This is a genomic window from Micromonospora avicenniae (assembly GCF_900156065.1).
In the GTDB taxonomy this organism is placed as follows: domain Bacteria; phylum Actinomycetota; class Actinomycetes; order Mycobacteriales; family Micromonosporaceae; genus Micromonospora; species Micromonospora avicenniae.
On sequence record NZ_FTNF01000001.1, the window covers coordinates 372103 to 391459 of the forward strand.

The 19357-nt window shown below is 72.9% G+C and carries 18 protein-coding genes; 8 read left to right on the forward strand and 10 right to left on the reverse strand.

The window, feature by feature from the left end; all coding sequences use genetic code 11:
- Positions 1-82 precede the first annotated feature (82 nt).
- Both BXA10_RS01720 and BXA10_RS01725 read left to right on the forward strand, forming a co-directional pair.
- Positions 83-1078: a helix-turn-helix transcriptional regulator gene (locus BXA10_RS01720; RefSeq protein WP_076467323.1), complete on the forward strand. Its 996-nt coding sequence runs from the start codon at positions 83-85 to the stop codon at positions 1076-1078.
- A 2-nt stretch (positions 1079-1080) separates the two neighbouring features.
- Positions 1081-2073: a helix-turn-helix transcriptional regulator gene (locus BXA10_RS01725; RefSeq protein WP_084752091.1), complete on the forward strand. Its 993-nt coding sequence runs from the start codon at positions 1081-1083 to the stop codon at positions 2071-2073.
- Positions 2074-2091: 18 nt separating this feature from the next.
- Here the strand turns inward: BXA10_RS01725 and BXA10_RS01730 are convergent, their stop codons facing one another.
- The gene (locus tag BXA10_RS01730; RefSeq protein WP_076466769.1) at positions 2092-2310 is read right to left on the reverse strand and encodes an FmdB family zinc ribbon protein; all 219 of its coding nucleotides are present in this window, start codon (positions 2308-2310) and stop codon (positions 2092-2094) included.
- Positions 2311-2347: 37 nt separating this feature from the next.
- Between BXA10_RS01730 and BXA10_RS01735 the strand changes: the two genes are divergently transcribed.
- The gene (locus BXA10_RS01735) at positions 2348-3853 is read left to right on the forward strand and encodes a lytic transglycosylase domain-containing protein (RefSeq protein ID WP_084752095.1); all 1506 of its coding nucleotides are present in this window, start codon (positions 2348-2350) and stop codon (positions 3851-3853) included.
- Between the two features lie 73 nt (positions 3854-3926).
- Positions 3927-4943 (forward strand): GNAT family N-acetyltransferase, encoded by a 1017-nt coding sequence (locus tag BXA10_RS01740; protein ID WP_076466771.1) that lies wholly within the window; start codon positions 3927-3929, stop codon positions 4941-4943.
- Here BXA10_RS01740 and BXA10_RS01745 read toward each other — a convergent pair.
- From BXA10_RS01745 to BXA10_RS01770, 6 genes are all read right to left on the reverse strand, one after another.
- On the reverse strand, positions 4865-5368 hold the full coding sequence (locus BXA10_RS01745; protein ID WP_084752098.1) for a helix-turn-helix transcriptional regulator: 504 nt from the start codon (positions 5366-5368) through the stop codon (positions 4865-4867). The two genes, BXA10_RS01740 and BXA10_RS01745, sit on opposite strands and share 79 nt — an antisense overlap.
- Before the next feature lie 546 nt (positions 5369-5914).
- Entirely contained in the window at positions 5915-6898 is a 984-nt protein-coding gene (gene hemB, locus BXA10_RS01750) for a porphobilinogen synthase (RefSeq protein ID WP_076466772.1), read from the reverse strand.
- Between the two features lie 16 nt (positions 6899-6914).
- Complete coding sequence (locus tag BXA10_RS01755) at positions 6915-8495, reverse strand: bifunctional uroporphyrinogen-III C-methyltransferase/uroporphyrinogen-III synthase (protein ID WP_076466773.1); 1581 nt, start codon at positions 8493-8495, stop codon at positions 6915-6917.
- On the reverse strand, positions 8492-9460 hold the full coding sequence (gene hemC, locus BXA10_RS01760) for a hydroxymethylbilane synthase (RefSeq protein ID WP_076466774.1): 969 nt from the start codon (positions 9458-9460) through the stop codon (positions 8492-8494). The genes BXA10_RS01755 and hemC overlap by 4 nt, the downstream gene beginning before the upstream one ends.
- Entirely contained in the window at positions 9457-10800 is a 1344-nt protein-coding gene (locus tag BXA10_RS01765) for a glutamyl-tRNA reductase (RefSeq protein WP_076466775.1), read from the reverse strand. Before BXA10_RS01765 ends, hemC begins: the two co-directional genes overlap by 4 nt.
- Positions 10797-11567, reverse strand: a complete 771-nt coding sequence (locus tag BXA10_RS01770) for a redox-sensing transcriptional repressor Rex (protein WP_076466776.1) — start codon at positions 11565-11567, stop codon at positions 10797-10799. The genes BXA10_RS01765 and BXA10_RS01770 overlap by 4 nt, the downstream gene beginning before the upstream one ends.
- A 426-nt stretch (positions 11568-11993) precedes the next feature.
- Here BXA10_RS01770 and BXA10_RS01775 point away from each other — a divergent pair, with 426 nt between their 5' ends.
- Together BXA10_RS01775 and BXA10_RS01780 are read left to right on the forward strand one after the other, a co-directional pair.
- Positions 11994-13292 carry a sensor histidine kinase gene (locus BXA10_RS01775; RefSeq protein WP_076466777.1) on the forward strand — a complete coding sequence of 433 codons (1299 nt, stop codon included), beginning with the start codon at positions 11994-11996 and terminating at the stop codon, positions 13290-13292.
- Between the two features lie 25 nt (positions 13293-13317).
- Positions 13318-13974 carry a response regulator transcription factor gene (locus BXA10_RS01780; protein WP_076466778.1) on the forward strand — a complete coding sequence of 219 codons (657 nt, stop codon included), beginning with the start codon at positions 13318-13320 and terminating at the stop codon, positions 13972-13974.
- 11 nt (positions 13975-13985) lie between these two features.
- On the opposite strand, the gene BXA10_RS01785 is transcribed toward BXA10_RS01780, so the two are convergent.
- Genes BXA10_RS01785 through BXA10_RS01795 form a run of 3 tightly spaced genes read right to left on the reverse strand, consistent with a single transcriptional unit; the run spans position 13986 to position 16573 of the window.
- Positions 13986-14636 carry an HAD family hydrolase gene (locus tag BXA10_RS01785; RefSeq protein ID WP_076466779.1) on the reverse strand — a complete coding sequence of 217 codons (651 nt, stop codon included), beginning with the start codon at positions 14634-14636 and terminating at the stop codon, positions 13986-13988.
- A 25-nt stretch (positions 14637-14661) separates the two neighbouring features.
- Positions 14662-14916 carry a glutaredoxin family protein gene (locus tag BXA10_RS01790; RefSeq protein ID WP_076466780.1) on the reverse strand — a complete coding sequence of 85 codons (255 nt, stop codon included), beginning with the start codon at positions 14914-14916 and terminating at the stop codon, positions 14662-14664.
- On the reverse strand, positions 14906-16573 hold the full coding sequence (locus BXA10_RS01795) for an AMP-binding protein (protein ID WP_245828090.1): 1668 nt from the start codon (positions 16571-16573) through the stop codon (positions 14906-14908). The genes BXA10_RS01790 and BXA10_RS01795 overlap by 11 nt, the downstream gene beginning before the upstream one ends.
- A 575-nt stretch (positions 16574-17148) precedes the next feature.
- Between BXA10_RS01795 and BXA10_RS01800 the strand changes: the two genes are divergently transcribed.
- Positions 17149-18117: an ECF subfamily RNA polymerase sigma factor, BldN family gene (locus tag BXA10_RS01800; RefSeq protein ID WP_076466783.1), complete on the forward strand. Its 969-nt coding sequence runs from the start codon at positions 17149-17151 to the stop codon at positions 18115-18117.
- Between the two features lie 280 nt (positions 18118-18397).
- Complete coding sequence (locus tag BXA10_RS01805; protein WP_175649078.1) at positions 18398-19288, forward strand: DUF5667 domain-containing protein; 891 nt, start codon at positions 18398-18400, stop codon at positions 19286-19288.
- Positions 19289-19357 lie beyond the last annotated feature (69 nt).

A 19357-nucleotide genomic window follows, 5' to 3' on the forward strand; every position in this document is an offset into this window, starting at 1 on the left:
CAGAAGGCAGTTGTGACGTCCGGTTCACGCCACCGGCGGGAACAGGATGGACATCAACCCGAGGTTGCCGCACGATGAACGGGTGCTGCGGATCTTGGGGGTCACGGCGGCCGAGCAGGCGCTCTACGAATGGTTGCTCGAACGCCCGGCGGTTCGCCTTGAGACGCTCGACCGGTCGGCCGCCGACCAGCCGTGGCGAGGCCAGGCCCGTCCGCTGCTCGCCCGGCTCGAAGAGTTGGGGCTGGCGCTGCGACTCCCCGGGAGCCCGGCGCGGTTCCAGGCGGTGGCACCGGACGAGGTCGCCGATGTGCTGGCGCTCGCCGGTGAACGCGCCCTGTCCCGCGCCCGGGCCCGGCGCGCCCGGCTGGCGGCGGTCTTCCGCGCCGGTCAGCACCCGCACGACGCCGGAGGTCTCGTCGAGATCCTGCACGGCAAGCAGGCGATCAAGCAAGCGTTCATCGACGTCCAGCTCAGCGCCCGTCATGAGGTACGGGTCTTCGACGCTCCGCCCTACGTGGACGTCCCGCCCCTGAACGAGCCGGTGGAGCTGGAGCTGCTGCGCCAGGGCATCCACTATCGGGTGATCTACGACCGGCGGGGGCTCGACGATCCCAGCCGGCTCGCCGACTTCGCACAGGGGCTCTCCGTCGGGGAGGAGATCCGCGTCTCCACCGTGCCGATCAAGCTGGTGCTCAGTGACCACCCGCTGGCGCTGCTCCCGGTCCACCCCGGGAACGTCGAGTCCGCCATGCTCGTCCGCGACCCGACCCTGATCGAGATGCTCGGCGGGCTGTTCGAGATCACCTGGGAGCAGGGCGTCCCGTTGCGGGTACGCGACGGCCACCCGCAGCTCGTGGAGGTCGGCGACGCGCCGTCGCCGATCGAGGGGGAGCTGCTACCGCTGCTCGCGGCCGGGCTGACCGACGCGGCGATCGCCGCCCAGCAGGGCTGCACCGAACGCACGGTGCGTCGCCGGATCAGCGCGATGCTGCGGCGGTTGGGGGCGGCCAGCCGGTTCCAAGCCGGCTACCAGGCCATCCGCCGCGGCTGGATAACCACGTCCGGAGGCGTGGTCTGACAGTGCCGACGCATCCGGAGGGCGACCTCGACGCGGCCGGTCTGACCGCGGTCGAGTCCGCGGCGTACGAACTGGTCGTCGCGCAGCCGGGTGCCACGGCGGTCGACCTCGACCGGTCCTGGATCCGCTCCGAGCCGCTGCGTGACGCACTCGGCGCGCTGGTCGCCGCCGGGCTCGTCGTGGCGGGCGACGACGACCCGACCACCTACACGGCCGTCGACCCCGAGGTCGCCCTCGACGCACCGATCCGCGCGTACGAGCGGCGGCTGCAGGCAGCCCGCGAGCACCTCCACCGCCTGGCCGCGGTCCACCGCGCGGACCGCAGCCTCACCGACTCGACCGCCGTGCTCGAGGTGGTCAGCGGGCGGGAGGCGGTGCTGGAACGACTCCACCGCCTCCGGCGTACGGCCGAGACGGAGATCCTCTGCCTGGACAAGCCCCCGTACCTCGACGGCGCCGGCACGACGAGCGGTGGGATCGAGCTGCTCCGGCGAGGCGTACGCTCCCGCACCATCTACGAGCGTTCGTCCCTCGAGCAGCCGGGCGCCCTGCACGGGCTCGAACAGCTCGTCGCCGCCGGCCAGCAGGCGCGGGTACTGCCGACCCTGCCGCTGAAGCTCTACCTCGCCGACGGCCGGTACGGCCTGCTCATCCGCCGGCCCGACGACGACGGTGGGAGCGCCGTGCTGCTCCGGCCCTGCGCGCTTCTCGACGCCCTGGGGCACCTCTTCGAAGGGCTGTGGCGGTCCGCCCTGCCACTGCAACCCGCTGCGGTCGCGCCACCGAGCCACCGCCCTCCGGTCGAGCACCGACGGCTCATCGCGCTGCTGCTCTCCGGGCTCACCGACGAGGCGATCGCGCGCCAGCTCGGCGTCGGCTACCGCACCGCGCAGCGACACATCGCGACGCTGATGGCCTCACTCGGCGCCCGTACCCGGTTTCAGGCCGGTGTGCAGGCCGCCCGCCGGGAGGAGCGGGAAGAGCACGAACCGTAGGAGCCGCGCTCGCCCCGCTCAGCAGCCGCAGGCGCCGCCACAGCAGCCGCCCCCGGCGGGAGCCGGGGCGCCACCGGAGGTACCACCGCTGCGGCCGGTGACCGCGACGGTGGAGAGCAGCTTCACAGTGTCCACATGTCCCTCCGGGCACGCAGCCGGCTCACCGGCCTGGACCATCGGGCGATTGACCTCGAAGGTTGCGCCGCAGGCGCGGCAGCGGAAGTCGTACCGGGGCATGCATTCAGGGTACGTGGGGCCTGACGTGTCGCGGGGGATGGGTGATACTCGACGGGTGGTGGACGGCGAGGACAGATCGAACCTTCGGCCCCTGCGACCGGCCGCACCGCCCGACGGGGCGATCGCCGAGTCCGGCGCGGCACCGGATCCGGTGCCGCAGCAGGTGCCTCGTCCCCGACGCCCCTGGCTGAAGTCGCACGCTCCGGACGAGCCCGTGCCGACGGACAGTGCCGGCTCACCCCGGCCGAAGGACGACCCGACGCCGGCCGCAGGCACCGGTTCTACCGGGCCGACCGCACCGGACGGTGCGCCGACCGCGGTAACCGCCTCCGACGGGCCGAAGACCGAGGGCAGCGCCCCGACCGACGCCGACGGGACGACACCGGGCTCGCCGGTCGAGGCGGCTGCGGGCACCGGCGCGAAGACCGACGAGCCGCAGGCCGACGGCCCGAAGACCGACGCCACCACGAAGCCGGACGGTACGCCGAAGGCCGGCTCCGAGCCGGAGTCCGACGGCGGCCCGGCGGTGGCCGCCGACGAGACGGGCAGCGGCCCGAAGCCGGAAGACTCGACCGGGGCAGCCGCCAACGCCGCCACCAAGGAGGGTGACCCGCTCGCCGCGCGGTCCAGCCGGCACCGGGTGCCGTTCGCGCACGCCGTACGCCTGCGTCCCCGTCGGGTCGCGGCCGCCGCCGCCCGGGCGACCCGGGCCTGGTCGCGGCGGCCGAGTGGCCGGCTCGCACTGCCGGGATTGTTCCTCCTGGTGCTGGTGGCGGCGACGGCGGCCGCGGGGGCGCTGGTCGTCCCGGCGGCGGTGCACGCGCCGCGCCCGGTCGCGGTCGACGCCACCGCTGACACCACCGCGCCGCTACCCGGGACCTCACCGACCGGGCTGCCCGGGGGTCTGCCGGGTGGGCTGCCCACCACCGCTGCCCCGGGGGTGCAGCCGACCGGGCCCGCGGTCGGGGGCCGCCCCGCGGACGCCCTGGCCAACTGGGCCAAGACGATCGGACCCAAGGTCGGGATCTCACCGACCGCGATGGAGGCGTACGGCTACGCGGAGCTGGTGCTCGCCCAGACGAACCGGAGCTGCGCGCTGAACTGGACCACACTGGCCGCCATCGGGTTCGTCGAGTCCTCGCACGGGCAGGCCAACGGCGCCAGCCTCGATAAGAACGGGCGAGCCACACCGGAGATCATCGGCCTGCCGTTGGACGGGCAGGGCGGCCGGATGCGCATCGTCGACACCGACCGTGGGGAGCTCGACAAGGACACCGCCTACGACCGTGCGATCGGGCCGATGCAGTTCATCCCGACCACCTGGAAGGAGGTGGGCGTGGACGCGGACAACGACGGCAAGGTGGACCCGCACGACATCGACGATGCGGCCCTGGCGGCCGGCAACTACCTGTGCCGCAACGGCCGCAATCTGAGCATCCCCACCGACTGGTGGAACGCGATCCTCTCGTACAACGACGTCCGCCCCTACGTGCAGAAGGTGTTCGACACCGCGAACCAGTACGGACAGGCCAGCCGTACGTGAAGTGATCGTCTGCATACATTTGGAGAACTGGACACTTCCCCCAGGCTGCCATTAGCGGCAAGCTAGACGGGTGATGGTGCGCGAGTGGGACGCCCGGACCGCGTCGTCTGCCGAGATCGCGTCGCTGCTGGACACGCTGAACGCGGTCCTCGCGGCCGACATGCCACAGGATCCGCCGTGGCGCAACGGTTCGCTGCGGGAGTACCTCACCGAGGTGATGCCGGGTCAGCGGCGGATCTCCTGGGTCGCGCAGCCGGAGTCGGCGGCCGGTGGCTCGTCGGACGCGGTCCTGGGTCAGGTGCACGTGCTGCTGCTCGGCGACATCGGCGTGCTGGAGGTGCTGGTGCATCCGGCCGTGCGGCGCACCGGCCTCGGCCGTGAACTGGTCCGGGTCGCGGCCCATCGGGTCTACCAGGAGGGCTTCTCCTCGATCGGCGCCGAGGTGGTCGGCGACACGCCCGCCGTCGACTTCTACGAGTCACTCGGCTTCACCCGGGAGTACGTCGAAACCCGCAGCGTGCTCGACCTCTCGACGGTGGACTGGACGGACCTGGCCGAGATGGCCGGCGGCGTGGGCGCCGGATACCACCTGGAGTTCCACCCGGACGGGCCGCCGGACGAGCTGATCGAGGCGTACGCACGGGCGAAGGCCGAGGTGCGGGACGTCGAGGACGGCGAACTCCGCCCCAGTTCCTACGACGCGCAGCGGCTGCGGGACAGCCTGGACTGCCTGCATCGACGTGGCATGCGGCCGTACATCGTGCTGGCCCTGCACGAACAGACCGGCGAGGTGGCCGGCCTGACTGAGGTGGTGGTGCCGGCCCAGCACCCGACCCGCGCCGACCAGTACGACACGATCGTGGCGCAGGACCACCGCGGCTACGGCATCGACCGGGCGATCAAGGCACGAATGCTGCTGGAGCTGCGCTCGGCCGCACCCGAGCTGACCGAGGTGCAAACCTGGAACGCCCAGGCCAACGAGGCGATGCTGAAGGTCAACGCCGAGCTGGGCTACCGGCCCGACCGCGACTGGTGCGAATACAGCGTCGACGTGGCCGAGTTGGTGCACCGTCTCGACGCGTCGCGCTGAGACGACCGAGGCGAGGCGTCACCCGTGATGTCCGCCCACCACTCCCCTGGCTCGGGGTCGAGGATCGCGTCCAGGTGCGAGGGGTAGCGGTGTTCCGCCCCGTCGCGCGTGTCCGCCCAGTCCCGCATCGGCCTGCGCACCCGCCCGGACTCGTCCACGACGGCGAGCCGGTGACCCGCGACGCCGATGATGCGGCAGAGCAGTTCGATGCTCGGCGCGAGCCGGCCGGCCTCTATCCGTCCCACGGTCGCGTGGTGCACACCCGCTCGGCGCGCCAGCTCGCGCTGACTCAGGTCGGCTCGGCGGCGGATCGCCCGCACGATGCCCACCACCGGCCAGGGCGCGGCGGCGTCGCCCGCCTCGCTGGTGGGTTCCGTCGGGGCGTCGCCCGCCTCACCGGTGGGTTCCGTCGGGGCGTCGCTCATACGCCCACCCTCCCGGTCGGCGTCGCGTCCCGCAATCCCGTCCACGCCGCCTGTGGACAACGTCGGGCCCTGTGGACAACGCTCGCCCTCGCCGGTCTCCGGCGCGGTTCCCTTCGGCGCTCCTCCACCCGGCAACGACCGACGGCAGGTTAACGCTTAGTAGCGAACGGCCACTGACGCGCAAACATCACCCATTGTGACGCCTGCGTGATCGCTGAACCGACGGTCAGCCCACCCCGCCCGCAACTCAACCACCCTGAGCAGGAACTTTCCCGTGGAGGTCGGCGACCCGAGGAACACCCCTCCGCCGCCTTTGCTCTGCACCCTCATACGCACCGGTCGCTGTGCGTGAGTGGCGCGTATAGGGGTGCAGAGCAAAGCATCTGAGCGAGATACGGGGCGGAGGGCCAGGTGGCTACTCCCCGCGACGGAATCCAGCGCTGCCGAGGCCGTCCCGGCACCCACTCCGAGACAACCCTGTCCTGTTGGTGCGGCCGCCGCGATCGCTCGAACCCGCCCCCGCCGAACCGCGACGGGAGCGCCGTGTCAGTAACGCTCGCGGAGCAGCCGGGCGGCCTCGACCGCCCAGTAGGTGAGGATGATCTGGGCGCCGGCTCGACGGATCGAGGTGAGCGTCTCCAGGATCGCCCGCTCCCGGTCGATCCAGCCGTTCGCCGCGGCCGCCTCGACCATCGCGTACTCGCCCGAGACCTGGTACGCGGCGACCGGCACGTCTACCGCGTCGCGAACCGCCGAAAGCACGTCCAGGTACGGCAGCGCCGGCTTCACCATCACCATGTCGGCGCCCTCGGCGACGTCGAGCGCCACCTCGCGCAGCGACTCCCGGAGGTTGGCCGGATCCTGCTGGTAGGCGCGGCGGTCCCCCTCCAGCGCCGACTCCACCGCCTCCCGGAACGGGCCGAAGAACGCCGACGCGTACTTCGCGGCGTACGCCAGCACCGTCACGTCCTGGTGCCCGGCGGCGTCGAGCGCCCGTCGGATCACCCCGACCTGGCCGTCCATCATCCCGGACGGCCCGACCACGTGGACCCCGGCCTCGGCCTGGGCGATCGCCATCTCGGCGTACGCGGCCAGGGTGGCGTCGTTGTCCACGTCACCGTCGGGGGTGAGCAGGCCGCAGTGCCCGTGCGAGGTGAACTCGTCCAGGCAGAGGTCGCTCATCACCACGGTGGCGTCACCGACCTCGGCGATCACGTCCCGGATCGCCACGTTGAGGATGCCGTCCGGGTCGGCACCGCCGGAGCCGGACGGATCGCGCTGCTCCGGAATGCCGAAGAGCATGATCCCGCCAACCCCGGCCTGGACCGCCTCCACGGCGGCCTTCCGGAGCGAGTCCCGGGAGTGCTGGAGCACTCCCGGGAGCGAGGTGATCGCCCGGGGACCGGTCAACCCCTCCTTGACGAACATCGGCAGGATCAGCTCGGCGGGGTCCACGCGCGTCTCGGACACCAGCCGGCGCATCGCGGCGGTGCGGCGCAACCGGCGGGGCCGGACCTCGGGGTACGACATGGGTTACTCCTGACGACTACCGGAACCTCAGGGCGGTCGGACCCTGCACCTTCGAGCCGCGGCGCTGCTTGGCCGGCATCGCGGCGAGCTTCTCCCGCAGCTCGACGGCGTAGGCGGCGAGCGCCTCCACCAGATCGGGAACCGAGGCGTGCTGCGGCTGGACGTCGACCCGCAGGCCGAACTCCGTGGCCGTCTCCGCCGTCTTCGGCCCGATCACAGCGACAACGGTACGCGCGTGCGGCTTTCCGGCGATGCCGACCAGGTTCCGGACGGTCGAGGACGAGGTGAAGAGCACCGCATCGAAACCGCCGGACTTGATCGCGTCGCGGATGTCGGCCGGTGGCGGCGCCGCCCGGACCGTCCGGTACGCGGTCACGTCGTCGACCTCCCAGCCGCGCTCGGTGAGCCCGGCGGCGAGCGTCTCGGTGGCGATGTCGGCACGCGGCAGCAGCACCCGGCCGACCGGGTCGAGCACCTCGTCGTGCGGCGAGAACTCGGCCAGCAGGCCCTCGGACGACTGCTCCCCGGACGGGAGCAGCTCCGGCTGGATGCCGAACGCGCGCACGGCCTCCGCGGTCGCCTCGCCGATGCAGGCGATCTTCACGCCACCGAAGTGCCGGGCGTCGAGGCCGTGCTCGGCGAACTTCTCCCAGACCGCGCGGACCGCGTTCACCGAGGTGAAGACCACCCAGGCGTACCGGCCGTCGACCAGGCCCTTGACCGCCCGCTCCATCTGGGCCGGGGTACGCGGGGGCTCGACCGCGATGGTCGGCACCTCGCACGGGATCGCCCCGTACGCGCGCAGCCGGGCGCTCATCACACCGGCCTGCTCCTTCGTACGGGGCACGAGCACCTTCCAGCCGTACAGCGGCCGGTTCTCCCACCAGCTGAGCTTGTCCCGCTCACCGACGCCCTCGCCGAGGGTGAGCACCACCCGGCCGGTGAAGCCGAGCGCGGCCGCGACGAAGCTGTCCACCGTCGAGGTCGTCGTGTACTGCGTCTCCCCGGTGCCGTCGCCGGTCACGCCGACCGCAGTGGTGCCGTCCACCCCTGCCGAGAGCAGGCCGTCCCGGACCGCGGCCAGGTCACCCGCGTCCACGGCGAGCGCGACCGAGCCGCGGGTCACCGCCGCGGCCAGCGCCTCGAAGTCCAGCGCGCTGACGTCCTCGATGTCGGCCGCGGTGCGTACGCCCGGCAGCGGCACACCCGCGTACGCGGCGACACCCTCCGCCTGGCCCACACCCGGTACCACCTCGAAGTGGGCGGCGGTGCGGGCCACGGCCTGCACCTCCTTGACCACCGAGTCGTGGCCGAACGGGTCGCCGGCGACCAGGTGAACCGCGTTCTGCCCGGCACGGGCCGCGGAGATCAGCACCTTGGCCACGTCTCCCGGCGCGCCTTCCGCCGGGGTGAACTCCGCGTCCGCACGCGCGTCGGCGCGTACGGCGGCGAGCAGCGACTCGGGTACTCCCCGGTCGTACACCACCTGGTCGGCGTCGACCAGGGCGTCGTGCGCCCGGCGGGTCAGCAGGCCCGGGTCGCCGGGACCGGCCCCGACGAACGCGATGCGGCCTACGGGCTTACGGGTGCGGGTCATTCTGTGCTCCCAATTTGCTGGGTCCCCGGGCCGGTGTGTCCTTCGTGGCCGAGGATCGTGTCGGCGCCGAGGTCGAGGAGTTCGGCGGCGAGTGCCTTGCCGATCTCCGCCGCATCGGCGGGCGTTCCGGTGCGGGACAGCCGGATCTCACGGGTGCCGTCCGGGCTGATCACCGCCCCGCGCAGATAGATCTCCTCGCCGGCGTCGCCCTCGGCGAGTTCGGCGTAGGCGGCGACGGGTGCGCTGCACCCGGCCTCGAGGGTCGCCAGCAACGCCCGTTCCGCGGTGACCGCGGCGCGGGACGGTGCATGGTCGAGTACGGCGAGCAGCTCGATCAGGTCCGGGTCGTCGGCCCGGCACTCCACCGCCAACGCACCCTGGGCGGGCGCGGGCAGCATCAGCATCGGGTCGAGCGTCTCGGTGATCTCGCCGGCCCGCCCGAGTCGGCTGAGACCGGCCCGGGCCAGCACGACCGCGTCGAGGTCGGCGTCCGAGCCGAGCACCCGGCCCAGGCGCGTGTCGACGTTGCCTCGAATCGGGGTGACCTCCAGCTGCATCCCCAAGGCGTGCAGCTGGGCCATGCGACGCAGCGAGCCGGTGCCGACCGTGGCCCCCGGTGGCAGCTCGGCGAGCGTACGGCCGTCCCGGGCGACCAGCGCGTCGCGCGGGTCCTCCCGGAGCGGCACCGCCGCGATGTGCAGCCCGGGGGCGGTCGCGGTGGGCAGGTCCTTGTAGGAGTGCACCGCGAGGTCGATGGTGCGCGCGGCCAGGGCGTCCCGCAGCGCGGAGACGAAGACGCCGACGCCGAGCCGGCGCACCGGCGCCTTCGAGCGGTCGCCGGCGGTGACCACCTCGACCAGCTCGACCGGGCGGCCGGTGGCCGCGGTGAGTGCCTCGGCGACGTGGCCGGACTGGGCCATGGCCAGGGCGCTGCCCCGGGTGCCGAGGCGCAGGGGGGTGATCATCGTTCACCTCCGGTGGACGGGGCGGGGTCGGGCTCCATGACGTCAGGGACGGTGTCGACCGGGGAGGTCTGCGGCACCTCGAGGTCGAACAGCTCGCGGAGCAGGGCCGCGTACTGGTCGCCTCCGGGCTCCGAGGCCAACTGCCGGACGCGGACGGTCGGCTGGTGCAGCAGCCGCTGCACCACCCGGTGCACCGTCCGGGCCACCTCGGCGCGCTGGTCGTCGGTGAAGTCCGGCCGCCGCTGGGCCAGCCGGCGCAGCTCCGCGCTGACCACGTCGTCGGCCCGCCCGCGCAGCGCGGCGACGGTGGGTGCGACGTCCGAGCCGCGGAGCCAGTTGAGGAAGCTGTCGACCTCGGTGGTGACGATCTGCTCCACGGCCAGCGCGTCACTGGCGGCGGGACCCTCGGCGAGCAGGGCTGCCATCCGCTCGATGTCGATCACCTCGACCCCGGGCAGCTCGGCCACCCCGACCTCGACGTCACGCGGTACGGCGAGGTCGAGCAGGACCAGCGGCCCCCGCGCGGGGTCCCGGTCGGCCAGCGCCCGAGCCACCACCGACCGGGTGAGGACCGGTTCGATGGCCGCCGTGGCGGCCACTACGATGTCCACTGTGGAAAGCGCGGCGGTCAGCTCGGCCATCGGGACGGCCGTCGCTCCGTACGACTCGGCCAGCCGGACGGCACGGTCGGCCCCCCGGTTCGTGACGGTGAGCGGCCCCGCACCGAGCCGAGCGAGCGTCGCCATGCCCAGCGAGCCCATCGCACCGGCCCCGACCACCATGGCCGGGCGGCCGGCGAGGTCACCGTCGAGGTGAGCGGCGGCCAGCTCCAGCGCGGCGGTGACCACGCTCTGCCCGGCGCGGTCGATGCCGGTCTCGGCGTGCGCGCGCTTGCCGACCCGCAGCGCCTGCTGCATCAGCTCGTGCAGCAGGCGGCCGGCCGAGTCGGCGTCGGTGGCCCAGTGGTACGCGTCCCGGAGTTGACCGAGGATCTGCGCCTCGCCGACCACCATCGAGTCCAGCCCGGTGGCGACCCGGAAGACGTGGTTCACCGCCGCGGCGTCGTAGTGGACGTAGAGGTGGTTGGCGAGCGCCGTCGGCGAGCAGTCGGCCTGCTCGGCGAGGACGGCGCAGATGTCACCGAGACCACCATGGAAACCGGACACGGCGGCGTACACCTCCACCCGGTTGCAGGTGGAGACCAGCACCGCCTCGCTCACGTACGGCTGGGCGACCAGCCGGTCCAGGATGCGAACGAACTCGGCGGGCGGCGCCGCCAGCCGCTCCAGCGTGGCGACCGGGGCGGTGCGGTAGGACGCGCCTACGGCGAGGAGTTTCACGTACCTATCGCCTCCTGGGAGTCGCTGGCCGCGAGCCCACCCGGCAGTGCGGTGAGGGCGGACCCGCCGGCGGCGGGCAGCGCGGTCAGCGACGCCTTGCGGTGCTCGTGGAACGACAGAATCTGCAGCTCGATGGCGAGGTCGACCTTGCGTACGTCCACGCCCTCCGGGACCGAGAGTACGCACGGTGCGAAGTTGAGGATGCTCGTCACGCCGACCGCGACCAGTTGATCGGCCACCGGCTGAGCGGCGGCGGCCGGCGTGGCTATCACGCCTATCGCTATCGACTCCTCCGCGGCAACCCGGGACAACTCGTCGACATGCTGTACGACCAGGCCATTTATCTCCTCGCCCACCCGGGCCGGGTCGGCGTCGAAGAGCGCGGCGATCCGGAAGCCCCGGCTGGCGAACCCGTCGTAGCCGGCCAGGGCGTGACCGAGATTACCCACACCGACCAGGGCGACCGCCCGGCGTTGGGTGAGCCCGAGCACGGACTCGATCTGCCCGATCAGCAGCGCCACGTCGTAGCCGACCCCGCGGGTGCCGTACGAGCCGAGGTGGGAGAGGTCCTTGCGGAGCTTGGCGGAGTTGACCCCGGCGGCGGCGGCCAGCCCCTCGCTGGAGACGGTCTCGTCGCCGCTGTCGGCGAGGTTGTGCAGGGCGCGGAGATACTCCGGGAGCCGCGCGACGGTCGCCTCGGGCAGGTCCGGGAGCGCCGGTACGGCACCGGCGCTACCGGGCGCGCCAGGGTGACGGTGCTGACTCATGAGACTCCGTGCGGTGCGATCCTCGGCCAACTCCGGCGGTCGGCCGCTTCGGGACTCCCGCTGGCGACCGAGGGTGCCGGCTGTGCTAGCAGGGCGCGTCGAAATTACAGAGTAGGCGCTTGTGAAGAGGTGCACAAATCGCGATCTTGTCAGCTCGCGATGCGGCTCCACCTGGCCCTCCATTCCGCAAGATCGATCCGGCGCAGCTGCCGGAACCGCCCGGCGATTATTGCTCAATCCCGACTTCTCTGACCAATCCCGCGCCGTTGCCGCCCACCATTCGCCCGTTGAATCCGCTCGATCCAACACTTTCCGGCCGAAACGGCGACCGCCACTGATCGAAAAGCCGGAGGTAGGGCAAGCCCTACGGCGCAGAGGGCGGGTTACGGGATGGGCCGGGGACGGCGCGCTGCCTAGCCTTTTGACATGACCACCGTCACCGTCGCCGCCAACCAGTCGAAACTGGCGCCGACCGTCACCCGTCAACTCCTGCTCGACTCCGGCTACGTGCTGCTCGGCCTGCCGCTGGCGCTGGCCAGCTTCGTCGTACTCCTGGCCGGCACGGCGCTCGGCATCGGCCTGATGGTGACGGTGATCGGCCTGCCCGTCCTCGCGGGGACCCTGTACGCCGCCCGGGGCCTGGCCGACATCGAACGGCTACGGCTGCCGTCCGTACTGCACCAGCCCCGGGTACGTCCCCACTACCGGGCGGCGGAGCCGGGCGCGAGCGCCTGGCGGCGGATCTTCGTACCGATCGCCGACGCCCAGTCCTGGCTCGATCTGGCGCACGGCATCTTCAAGTTGATCGTCACGGTGAGCACCTTCGTGGTGACAGTGGTGTGGTGGGCGGGAGCCGTCGGCGGCACGCTCTACTGGGTGTACGACTGGGCGCTGCCACGCAGTCCCGACGAAACCGACCTGGCCGAACTGCTCGGCCTGGGAAGCTCCACGCTCAGCCGCGTCGGCCTCTACACCGCCGTCGGCGTCTTCTTCCTGATCACCCTGCCGATCGTGGTCCGCGGCTGCGCCCTGTTACAGGCCAGCTTCTCCCGGGCGATGCTCACCGGGGTGGCGGAGATGCGCGACCGGATCATCGTGCTCGAGGAGCAGAAGCGGGCCGCCGCCTCCGCCGAGGCGACCGCCCTGCGTCGGCTGGAACGGGACATCCACGACGGCCCCCAGCAGCGGCTGGTCCGGTTGGCGATGGATCTCAGCCGGGCCCGGCAGCAACTCGCCTCCGACCCGGAGGCGGCCGGGCGGACCCTGGACGAGGCCGTCGCGCAGACCCGCGACACGCTGGCCGAACTGCGGGCTCTCTCCCGGGGCATCGCGCCGCCGATCCTGGTCGACCGCGGCCTGCCCAGCGCTTTGGCGGCGCTCGCCGGGCGCGGGCTGATCCCGATCGAGCTGCGGGTCGACCCGGAACTCGGCACCCCGACCGGCCGGCTCGACCCGGCCCTGGAGAACACCGCGTACTTCGTGGTGGCCGAGTCGCTCACCAACGTCGCCAAGCACAGCCGGGCGACCGAGTGCCAGGTGAGCGTGCAGCGGTCGGGCCGGCGGCTCACGGTGAGCGTGGGCGACGACGGCCAGGGCGGAGCGCACGTGGCGAAGGGCCACGGGCTGGCCGGCATCGCCGACCGGGTCCGGGCCGCGGGCGGCGAACTGGTGGTGGTCAGCCCGCCCGGCGGACCCACCGAGGTCCGCGCCGACCTACCGCTGTGAGGCCGACGTGATAGACAACAGCACCATGCGCGTGGTGATCGCCGACGATGCCGTCCTGCTCCGCGAGGGACTGGTGCGGCTGCTGACCGAGACCGGGCACGAGGTGGTGGCCGTCGTGGGTGACGGAGACGCCCTGGTCGAGGCGGTGGTGAAGCACCGGCCGGACGTGTCGATCGTCGACGTGCGGATGCCGCCCACGCACACCGACGAGGGGCTGCGGGCGGCGGTGCAGGCCCGCCAGCTGGTGCCGCGCAGCCCGGTCCTGGTCCTCTCCCAGTACGTGGAGGTGTCGTACGCCGACGACCTGCTGGCCACCACCGGCGGCGCCGGCGGCGGCGGGATCGGCTACCTGCTCAAGGATCGGGTGGCCGCGATCGACGAGTTCCTCGACGGGCTGCGGCGGGTGGCGGCCGGCGGTACGGTGCTCGACCCGGAGGTCGTCGGCCAGCTGTTCGCCCGGCGCCGCCGCGACGACCCGCTACGCGAGTTGACCCCGCGCGAGCGGGAGGTGCTCGGGTTGATGGCCGAGGGAAGGTCCAACACGGCGATCGCGCGCACCCTCGTGGTGAGCGACGGAGCGGTGGAGAAGCACGTACGCAACATCTTCACCAAGCTCAACCTGCCGCCCGACACCGAGCAGCACCGCCGCGTCCTGGCCGTCCTGGCCTACCTGCGCAACTAGGGCGGCGTGTGTCAGGGCAGGGTCCCGGCCAGCTTCGCCGCCTCGGTCAGGGTGTCGGCGACCGGATGGCCGGAGGCGCGCAGCCGGGCCGGGTCGGTGAAGCCGCCGGTGTACAGCACCACGCCGGCGCCCACGGCGACGGCGGCGTCCGCGTCGTCGATCGAGTCGCCGACCAGCACCACCGAACTCCCCTGAAGGCCCAGCTCGGCGAGGTGCTTCTGGAGCGACTCGGCCTTGCGGTCGCCGCCGAGCCCGCCGCGGAACCCGTCCACCCGCAGGAAGTTCCCGGTCAGCCCGAAGCCGTGCACCGCCGGCACCAGCTCGTCGTGGAACCACATGGAGAGCAGCGACTGGCTGCCGGGCCACGTCCGCATCGCGGTCCGGGCGTCGGCGGCCAGCTCGCAGGTGGTCAGCCCGCTGCGGTACGCGTCGTGGAAGATCCGGTCCAGCCGCCCGAACGCCTCGTCGTCGACCGCCTGGCCGAGCACGTCGGCGTAGTACTCGGCGACCGGCCGGCGGAACCGCACCCGGTGCTCGTCCGCCGTCACGCTCGGGCCGCCGACGCTGGCGAACGCGGCGTTGGTGGCGGCGACCACCAGGCTGAGGTCGTTGAGCAGGGTGCCGTTCCAGTCCCAGACCAGATGGGGGCGTGCAGGGGTCATGCCGCGGAAGGCTACCCGGCGCCGCTCACAGCTGGGGGGTGGTGAGGTCCCGCAGCAGCCGATCCTCCTCCACCCGCCAGTAGCCGTGCTCCTTGCCGTCGAGCAGCACCACCGGCAGCCGGTCGCCGTAGTCGCGTTCCAGCTCCAGGTCTTCGGTGACGTCCCACTCGATCCACCGGTCGCCGGTGACCGCGACCACCCGTCCCAACGCGGCGCGCGCCTCCTCGCAGAGGTGGCAGTCGGGTCGGGTGATCAGGGTGAGCCTGGCGTCAGTGGCCATCGGGCACCTCCGTACGCGGGTCGGCCGGAACCGACGGGTCGTCGACCGGCACCGCCGGGGACGGCACCGAGGCGGCCGCGGCGGTCGCCGACCGAAGCTGGGTCTTACGGACCTTACCGATCACCGAGTGCGGCAGGGCGTCGACGAACTCGACGCCGGTCGGGCACTTGAACCGGGCCAGGTTCCGTGCGCAGTGGCCGAGCAGATCCTCCACCGTCACCGGGACTCCGGGTGCCCGGACCACGTACGCCCGGACAGTCTCGCCGGTCCGCGGGTGCGGCACACCCAGTACCGCCGACTCGGCCACCCCCGGGTGCCCGTCGAGCACCGACTCCACCTCGCACGGGTAGACGTTGAAGCCGTTGACCAGGATCAGCTCGCCGAGCCGGTCGACCAGGAAGAGGTCACCGTCCTCGTCGGCGTACGCGACGTCACCGGTGCACCACCAGCCGGCCGCATCCGGGCCATCCCGCCCGTCCGGCCAGTAACCGGCGAACACGTTCGCGCCCCGCACCACGATCTGGCCGGGGTCGGTGCCCGGCGCGGCGTCGGAGAGGTCCGGCCCGTCGGGGTCGTCGTCCGGCGTGGGCACCCCGTCGTACCAGAGTTCGGTGCCGTCGGCCCCCACCAGGCGCAGCTCGACACCGGGCAGCGGCCGGCCGATCGAGCCGGACTTGGGGCCGCGTCCGACCAGGGTGGAGGTGAGCACCGGGGCGGTCTCGGTGAGGCCGTACCCGATGTGCACCGGGCATCCGGCGGCGGAGGTGAAGCGGGCGGCCACGGCCGGCTCCAGCGGTGCCGCGCCGCAGACCACGAGCCGCACCGACGCCATCGCCGCGGCCAGCGCGTCGGCGTCCGCCCTGGACCAGGCCAGCACCATCGACGGTACGCCGACCAGCACGGTGACCCGGTGCCGGGTGATCTCGGCGAGCGCCGTGTCCGGGCCGAGATCGTCCACCAGCACACCTGTCGCGCCGTGGTGGATCACCGCGCCGAGCCCGGAGTTGAGCCCGTAGGCGTGGAACAGCGGCAGCGCCAGCAGCACTGTGTCCTCCGGCCCGACCACCGGTGGCTCGATGCGGCTCACCTGCTCCAGGTTGGCCAGCAGCGCGCCGTGCGACAGCATCGCCCCCTTGGGCCGACCCTCGGTGCCGGAGGTGTAGAGCAGCACCGCGAGATCGTCGCCGCCGCGCACGGGAAGGGCGGCGGCGTCGTCGGCGCTGCTCGCCGGCGGACTGGCGTGCACCGCGGTGAGTCCCGGCAGTTCCCCGGCGTACGGGGCGACGAGGCCGCGGACCCGTTCGGTGGCGATGAGCACCGCCGCGCCGGAGTCCGCTAGCACGTGCCGCAGTTCCGGTCCGGTGAGGCCGGCGTTGACCGGCACGGCGACGAGCCCGGCGCGCAGGATGCCGAGGTAGCTGACCACGAAGTCCGGTGTGTTGGGCAGGGCGACGGCGACTCGGGGCGGCTGCCCGGCCGGGTCCGGTGCGACGGCGGCGACGAGCGCGTGGGCCACCGCGGTGACCGAGGCGTCCAGTTCGGACCAGCTGATCGTCCGGTCCCGCCAGCGCAACGCGGGTCGGTCACCGTGGGCGACGGCCGCCCGGCGTACCCGGTCGGCGAGGTTCGGGACGGCTCTGTTCACTGCGTCCTGCACGGTGGCTGAGTCTCGCACAGCGGCCGGTCGGCGGCCATGGCCCGGATGTGCACCGCCGCCATGACGGTCCCGTGGACGGGACTGGAGGCTGTGCCATCGGTGGCCCAATCGCGTCCCGTCGATGGGACGCCGGACCGCGCCGTGGCCGTCCCGTCGCCGGCGCGCCGGCCAACCCGACCGACACGCCCGAGCGGCGTCCTATATGACCACGCTGATCAGGGGTTCCACTCCAGACCACCGGAACCACCCAAAGTCAACCGCACACGACGGACAACCGGTCCGCCATGGGTGCGACACGGCGGTAAATACTTCGGCCCTGTGTAACGGACTTGCCACGCGCGGGTGACGTTGGCCCCTATCATCACTCGGGTCGGCTCACCCCATTTGCCGTGAGTCGACACCCCTCAGCCCGAGGAGGCCCCTGTGCCCGTCAGTGCATTGGACCAGCACCTCAAGGGGAACTGCCGCCCGCCGGCACACCCCGGAACCGCCATGTCCGCCCCCGGCGTGCCCGCCGGGCGCGGCCGAGCGGTACGACCGGCACGGCCGATGGCCGGCTGGACGGGAGGCGCGCGATGAGCACCTTCGGCTACACGGAACGCCCGGTCGGCCTGACCGGTCAGGCCACCCGCAGCACGGTGAACGAACGAGCCGCCGCCCGGCAGGGCGGCCACGACGACAGCGCCGCGCTCGCCGTGCAGGGCGAGGGCACCGCCAAGCGGCTGCGTAACCGGCCGCACAACGAGCCGCCGGCCCGGCCGGCGGTGCCCGGCGGGAACGCCATGCCGACCGGTGGCCGGGTCGCCGCACCCCCCCGGCCCACGATGCCCGTGCAGAGCCGTCGCGTCGACGACGCCCCCGCCGTGGCCGACCCGTCCGCGGGTGAGACGGCCGTGCTGCCCGCGGTGCCGGCGGCCCCCGCGCCCACCGGCACCGGCAACAGCACCACCGGATTCCCGAGCCGTCCCGACCCGTCCGACCCGGCGACCGAGGTGTGGGCCCTGGTCGAACGGGCGCAGGCCGGTGAGTCCGAGGCGTTCGGCCTCATCTACGACCGGTACGTCGACACGGTCTTCCGCTTCGTCTACTTCCGGGTCGGCAACCGGCAACTGGCCGAGGACCTGACCTCCGACACCTTCCTGCGCGCGCTCAAGCGGATCGGCAGCTTCACCTGGCAGGGCCGCGACCTGGGCGCCTGGCTCGTCACCATCGCCCGAAACCTGGTCGCCGACCATTTCAAGTCCGGTCGTTACCGGCTGGAGGTCACCACGGGCGACGTGCTCGACGCCGACCGCGAGGATCGCGGCCCGGAGGGGAGCCCGGAGGCGGCGGTGGTCGAGCACATCACGAACGTCGCCCTGCTCAGCGCGGTCAAGCAGCTCAACCCGGAGCAGCAGGAGTGCATCGTGCTCCGGTTCCTCCAGGGCTTCTCCGTGGCCGAGACGGCCCGGGCGATGGGCAAGAACGAGGGCGCGATCAAGGCGTTGCAGTACCGCGCGGTGCGCGCCCTGGCCCGCCTCCTGCCCGACGGCTTCCAGGCGTAGTCCGACCGACGGAACCGGTGTGGCGCGATCACCGATCGCGCAGTAGAGAGCCGCTTTCACAAGGTGATTCCGGTCACTTTCCGCCATTTCCGCCCCGCCGGGCCCGTAACCCGTGCCCGGCACACTCCGTTTCTCCGGGTGCGACCGGTGGTTGCCCCGGTATCCCCCCGGGCACTCCGAGGTCGGCGGGCGCACCTGCCCACGACCTCATCTCGCGGTGTCACGCTGCCGCCGGTCGTCGCCCATACGGCGGCCGACCGGCCGTGACCAGCGAGAGGAGGTGCCCGCGGTGGACAACGCCTTCTTCTCCCGCCGGCGCGCCGAGCGCTTCGCCCAGCTTCTCGACGAGGCCAACGGCGCCCGACGGCATCATGTCCGGTCCCGGGTCGACGACGAGCTCGCCCCACTCGTGGCGGTCGGCCAGCGGCTCGTCGCCGAGCGCCCGAAGGTCGACGTGGATCCGGAGTTCCGCACCGGCCTGCGCGCCATGCTGCTGGCCACCGCCGAGCGCGAAGGGCTGGGCACACCGGCCACCGCGGCCGCCGATCCGGCCCGCGAGCGCGCCACCGCGGGTGCTCGTAATTCCCTGCTGCCCTCGGTCACGGCGCGCCGGGCCCGGGCCCGCGGCGCCATCCTGGTCGGCGTGGCGGCCGGCGCGATCGCCGTCTCCGGCATCTCGGCCGCCAGCGAGAACGCGGTGCCGGGTGACGCGCTGTACGGCATGAAGCGCGGGACGGAACGCGCTCAGCTCGCCCTGGCCAGCTCCGACGTCAGCCGCGGCCAGCTCTTCCTCGACTTCGCCCGCACCCGTCTCGGCGAGGCCGCCGAGCTGCGCGGCGACCACGTCGGCTTCAGCACCGTGCTCGACGACATGGACGCCGACACCCGCCAAGGCGTACGGCTGCTGACCGCCGCCGCCGTGCAGCGCGCCGACGCGGCGAGCCTGGACACGGTCAACACGTTCGTGACCGAACAGCGACGCGCGGTCAGCGACCTGCTCGACGGGGCCAACCGCACCAACCGGGGCCGCACCCGCGAGTCGCTGGAACTGCTCGACAGCGTCCGTGAGCGCTCCGACGCGCTGCGCGCCGCGCTCGGCTGCGGTATCCCCGCGCCGGTGGCCAGTGACAGCCTCGGCCCCGCGCCCGACGTCTGCCCCGCTGACCGCTGACCGGCGGGCACCGGCAGACCTCTGCCCGCCGTCCCCGGTCCGGCTACGCTCGCTGGAGGCGTACCGGTT

Coding starts and splice junctions, on each gene's coding strand:
- BXA10_RS01730 (WP_076466769.1), bottom strand. CDS start 2,310: ATGCCCCGGTACGACTTCCGCTGCCGCGCCTGCGGCGCAACCTTCGAG.
- BXA10_RS01735 (WP_084752095.1), top strand. CDS start 2,348: ATGGGTGATACTCGACGGGTGGTGGACGGCGAGGACAGATCGAACCTT.
- BXA10_RS01740 (WP_076466771.1), top strand. CDS start 3,927: ATGGTGCGCGAGTGGGACGCCCGGACCGCGTCGTCTGCCGAGATCGCG.
- BXA10_RS01745 (WP_084752098.1), bottom strand. CDS start 5,368: ATGAGCGACGCCCCGACGGAACCCACCGGTGAGGCGGGCGACGCCCCG.
- hemB (WP_076466772.1), bottom strand. CDS start 6,898: ATGTCGTACCCCGAGGTCCGGCCCCGCCGGTTGCGCCGCACCGCCGCG.
- BXA10_RS01755 (WP_076466773.1), bottom strand. CDS start 8,495: ATGACCCGCACCCGTAAGCCCGTAGGCCGCATCGCGTTCGTCGGGGCC.
- hemC (WP_076466774.1), bottom strand. CDS start 9,460: ATGATCACCCCCCTGCGCCTCGGCACCCGGGGCAGCGCCCTGGCCATG.
- BXA10_RS01770 (WP_076466776.1), bottom strand. CDS start 11,567: ATGAGTCAGCACCGTCACCCTGGCGCGCCCGGTAGCGCCGGTGCCGTA.
- BXA10_RS01775 (WP_076466777.1), top strand. CDS start 11,994: ATGACCACCGTCACCGTCGCCGCCAACCAGTCGAAACTGGCGCCGACC.
- BXA10_RS01780 (WP_076466778.1), top strand. CDS start 13,318: ATGCGCGTGGTGATCGCCGACGATGCCGTCCTGCTCCGCGAGGGACTG.
- BXA10_RS01785 (WP_076466779.1), bottom strand. CDS start 14,636: ATGACCCCTGCACGCCCCCATCTGGTCTGGGACTGGAACGGCACCCTG.
- BXA10_RS01790 (WP_076466780.1), bottom strand. CDS start 14,916: ATGGCCACTGACGCCAGGCTCACCCTGATCACCCGACCCGACTGCCAC.
- BXA10_RS01800 (WP_076466783.1), top strand. CDS start 17,149: ATGAGCACCTTCGGCTACACGGAACGCCCGGTCGGCCTGACCGGTCAG.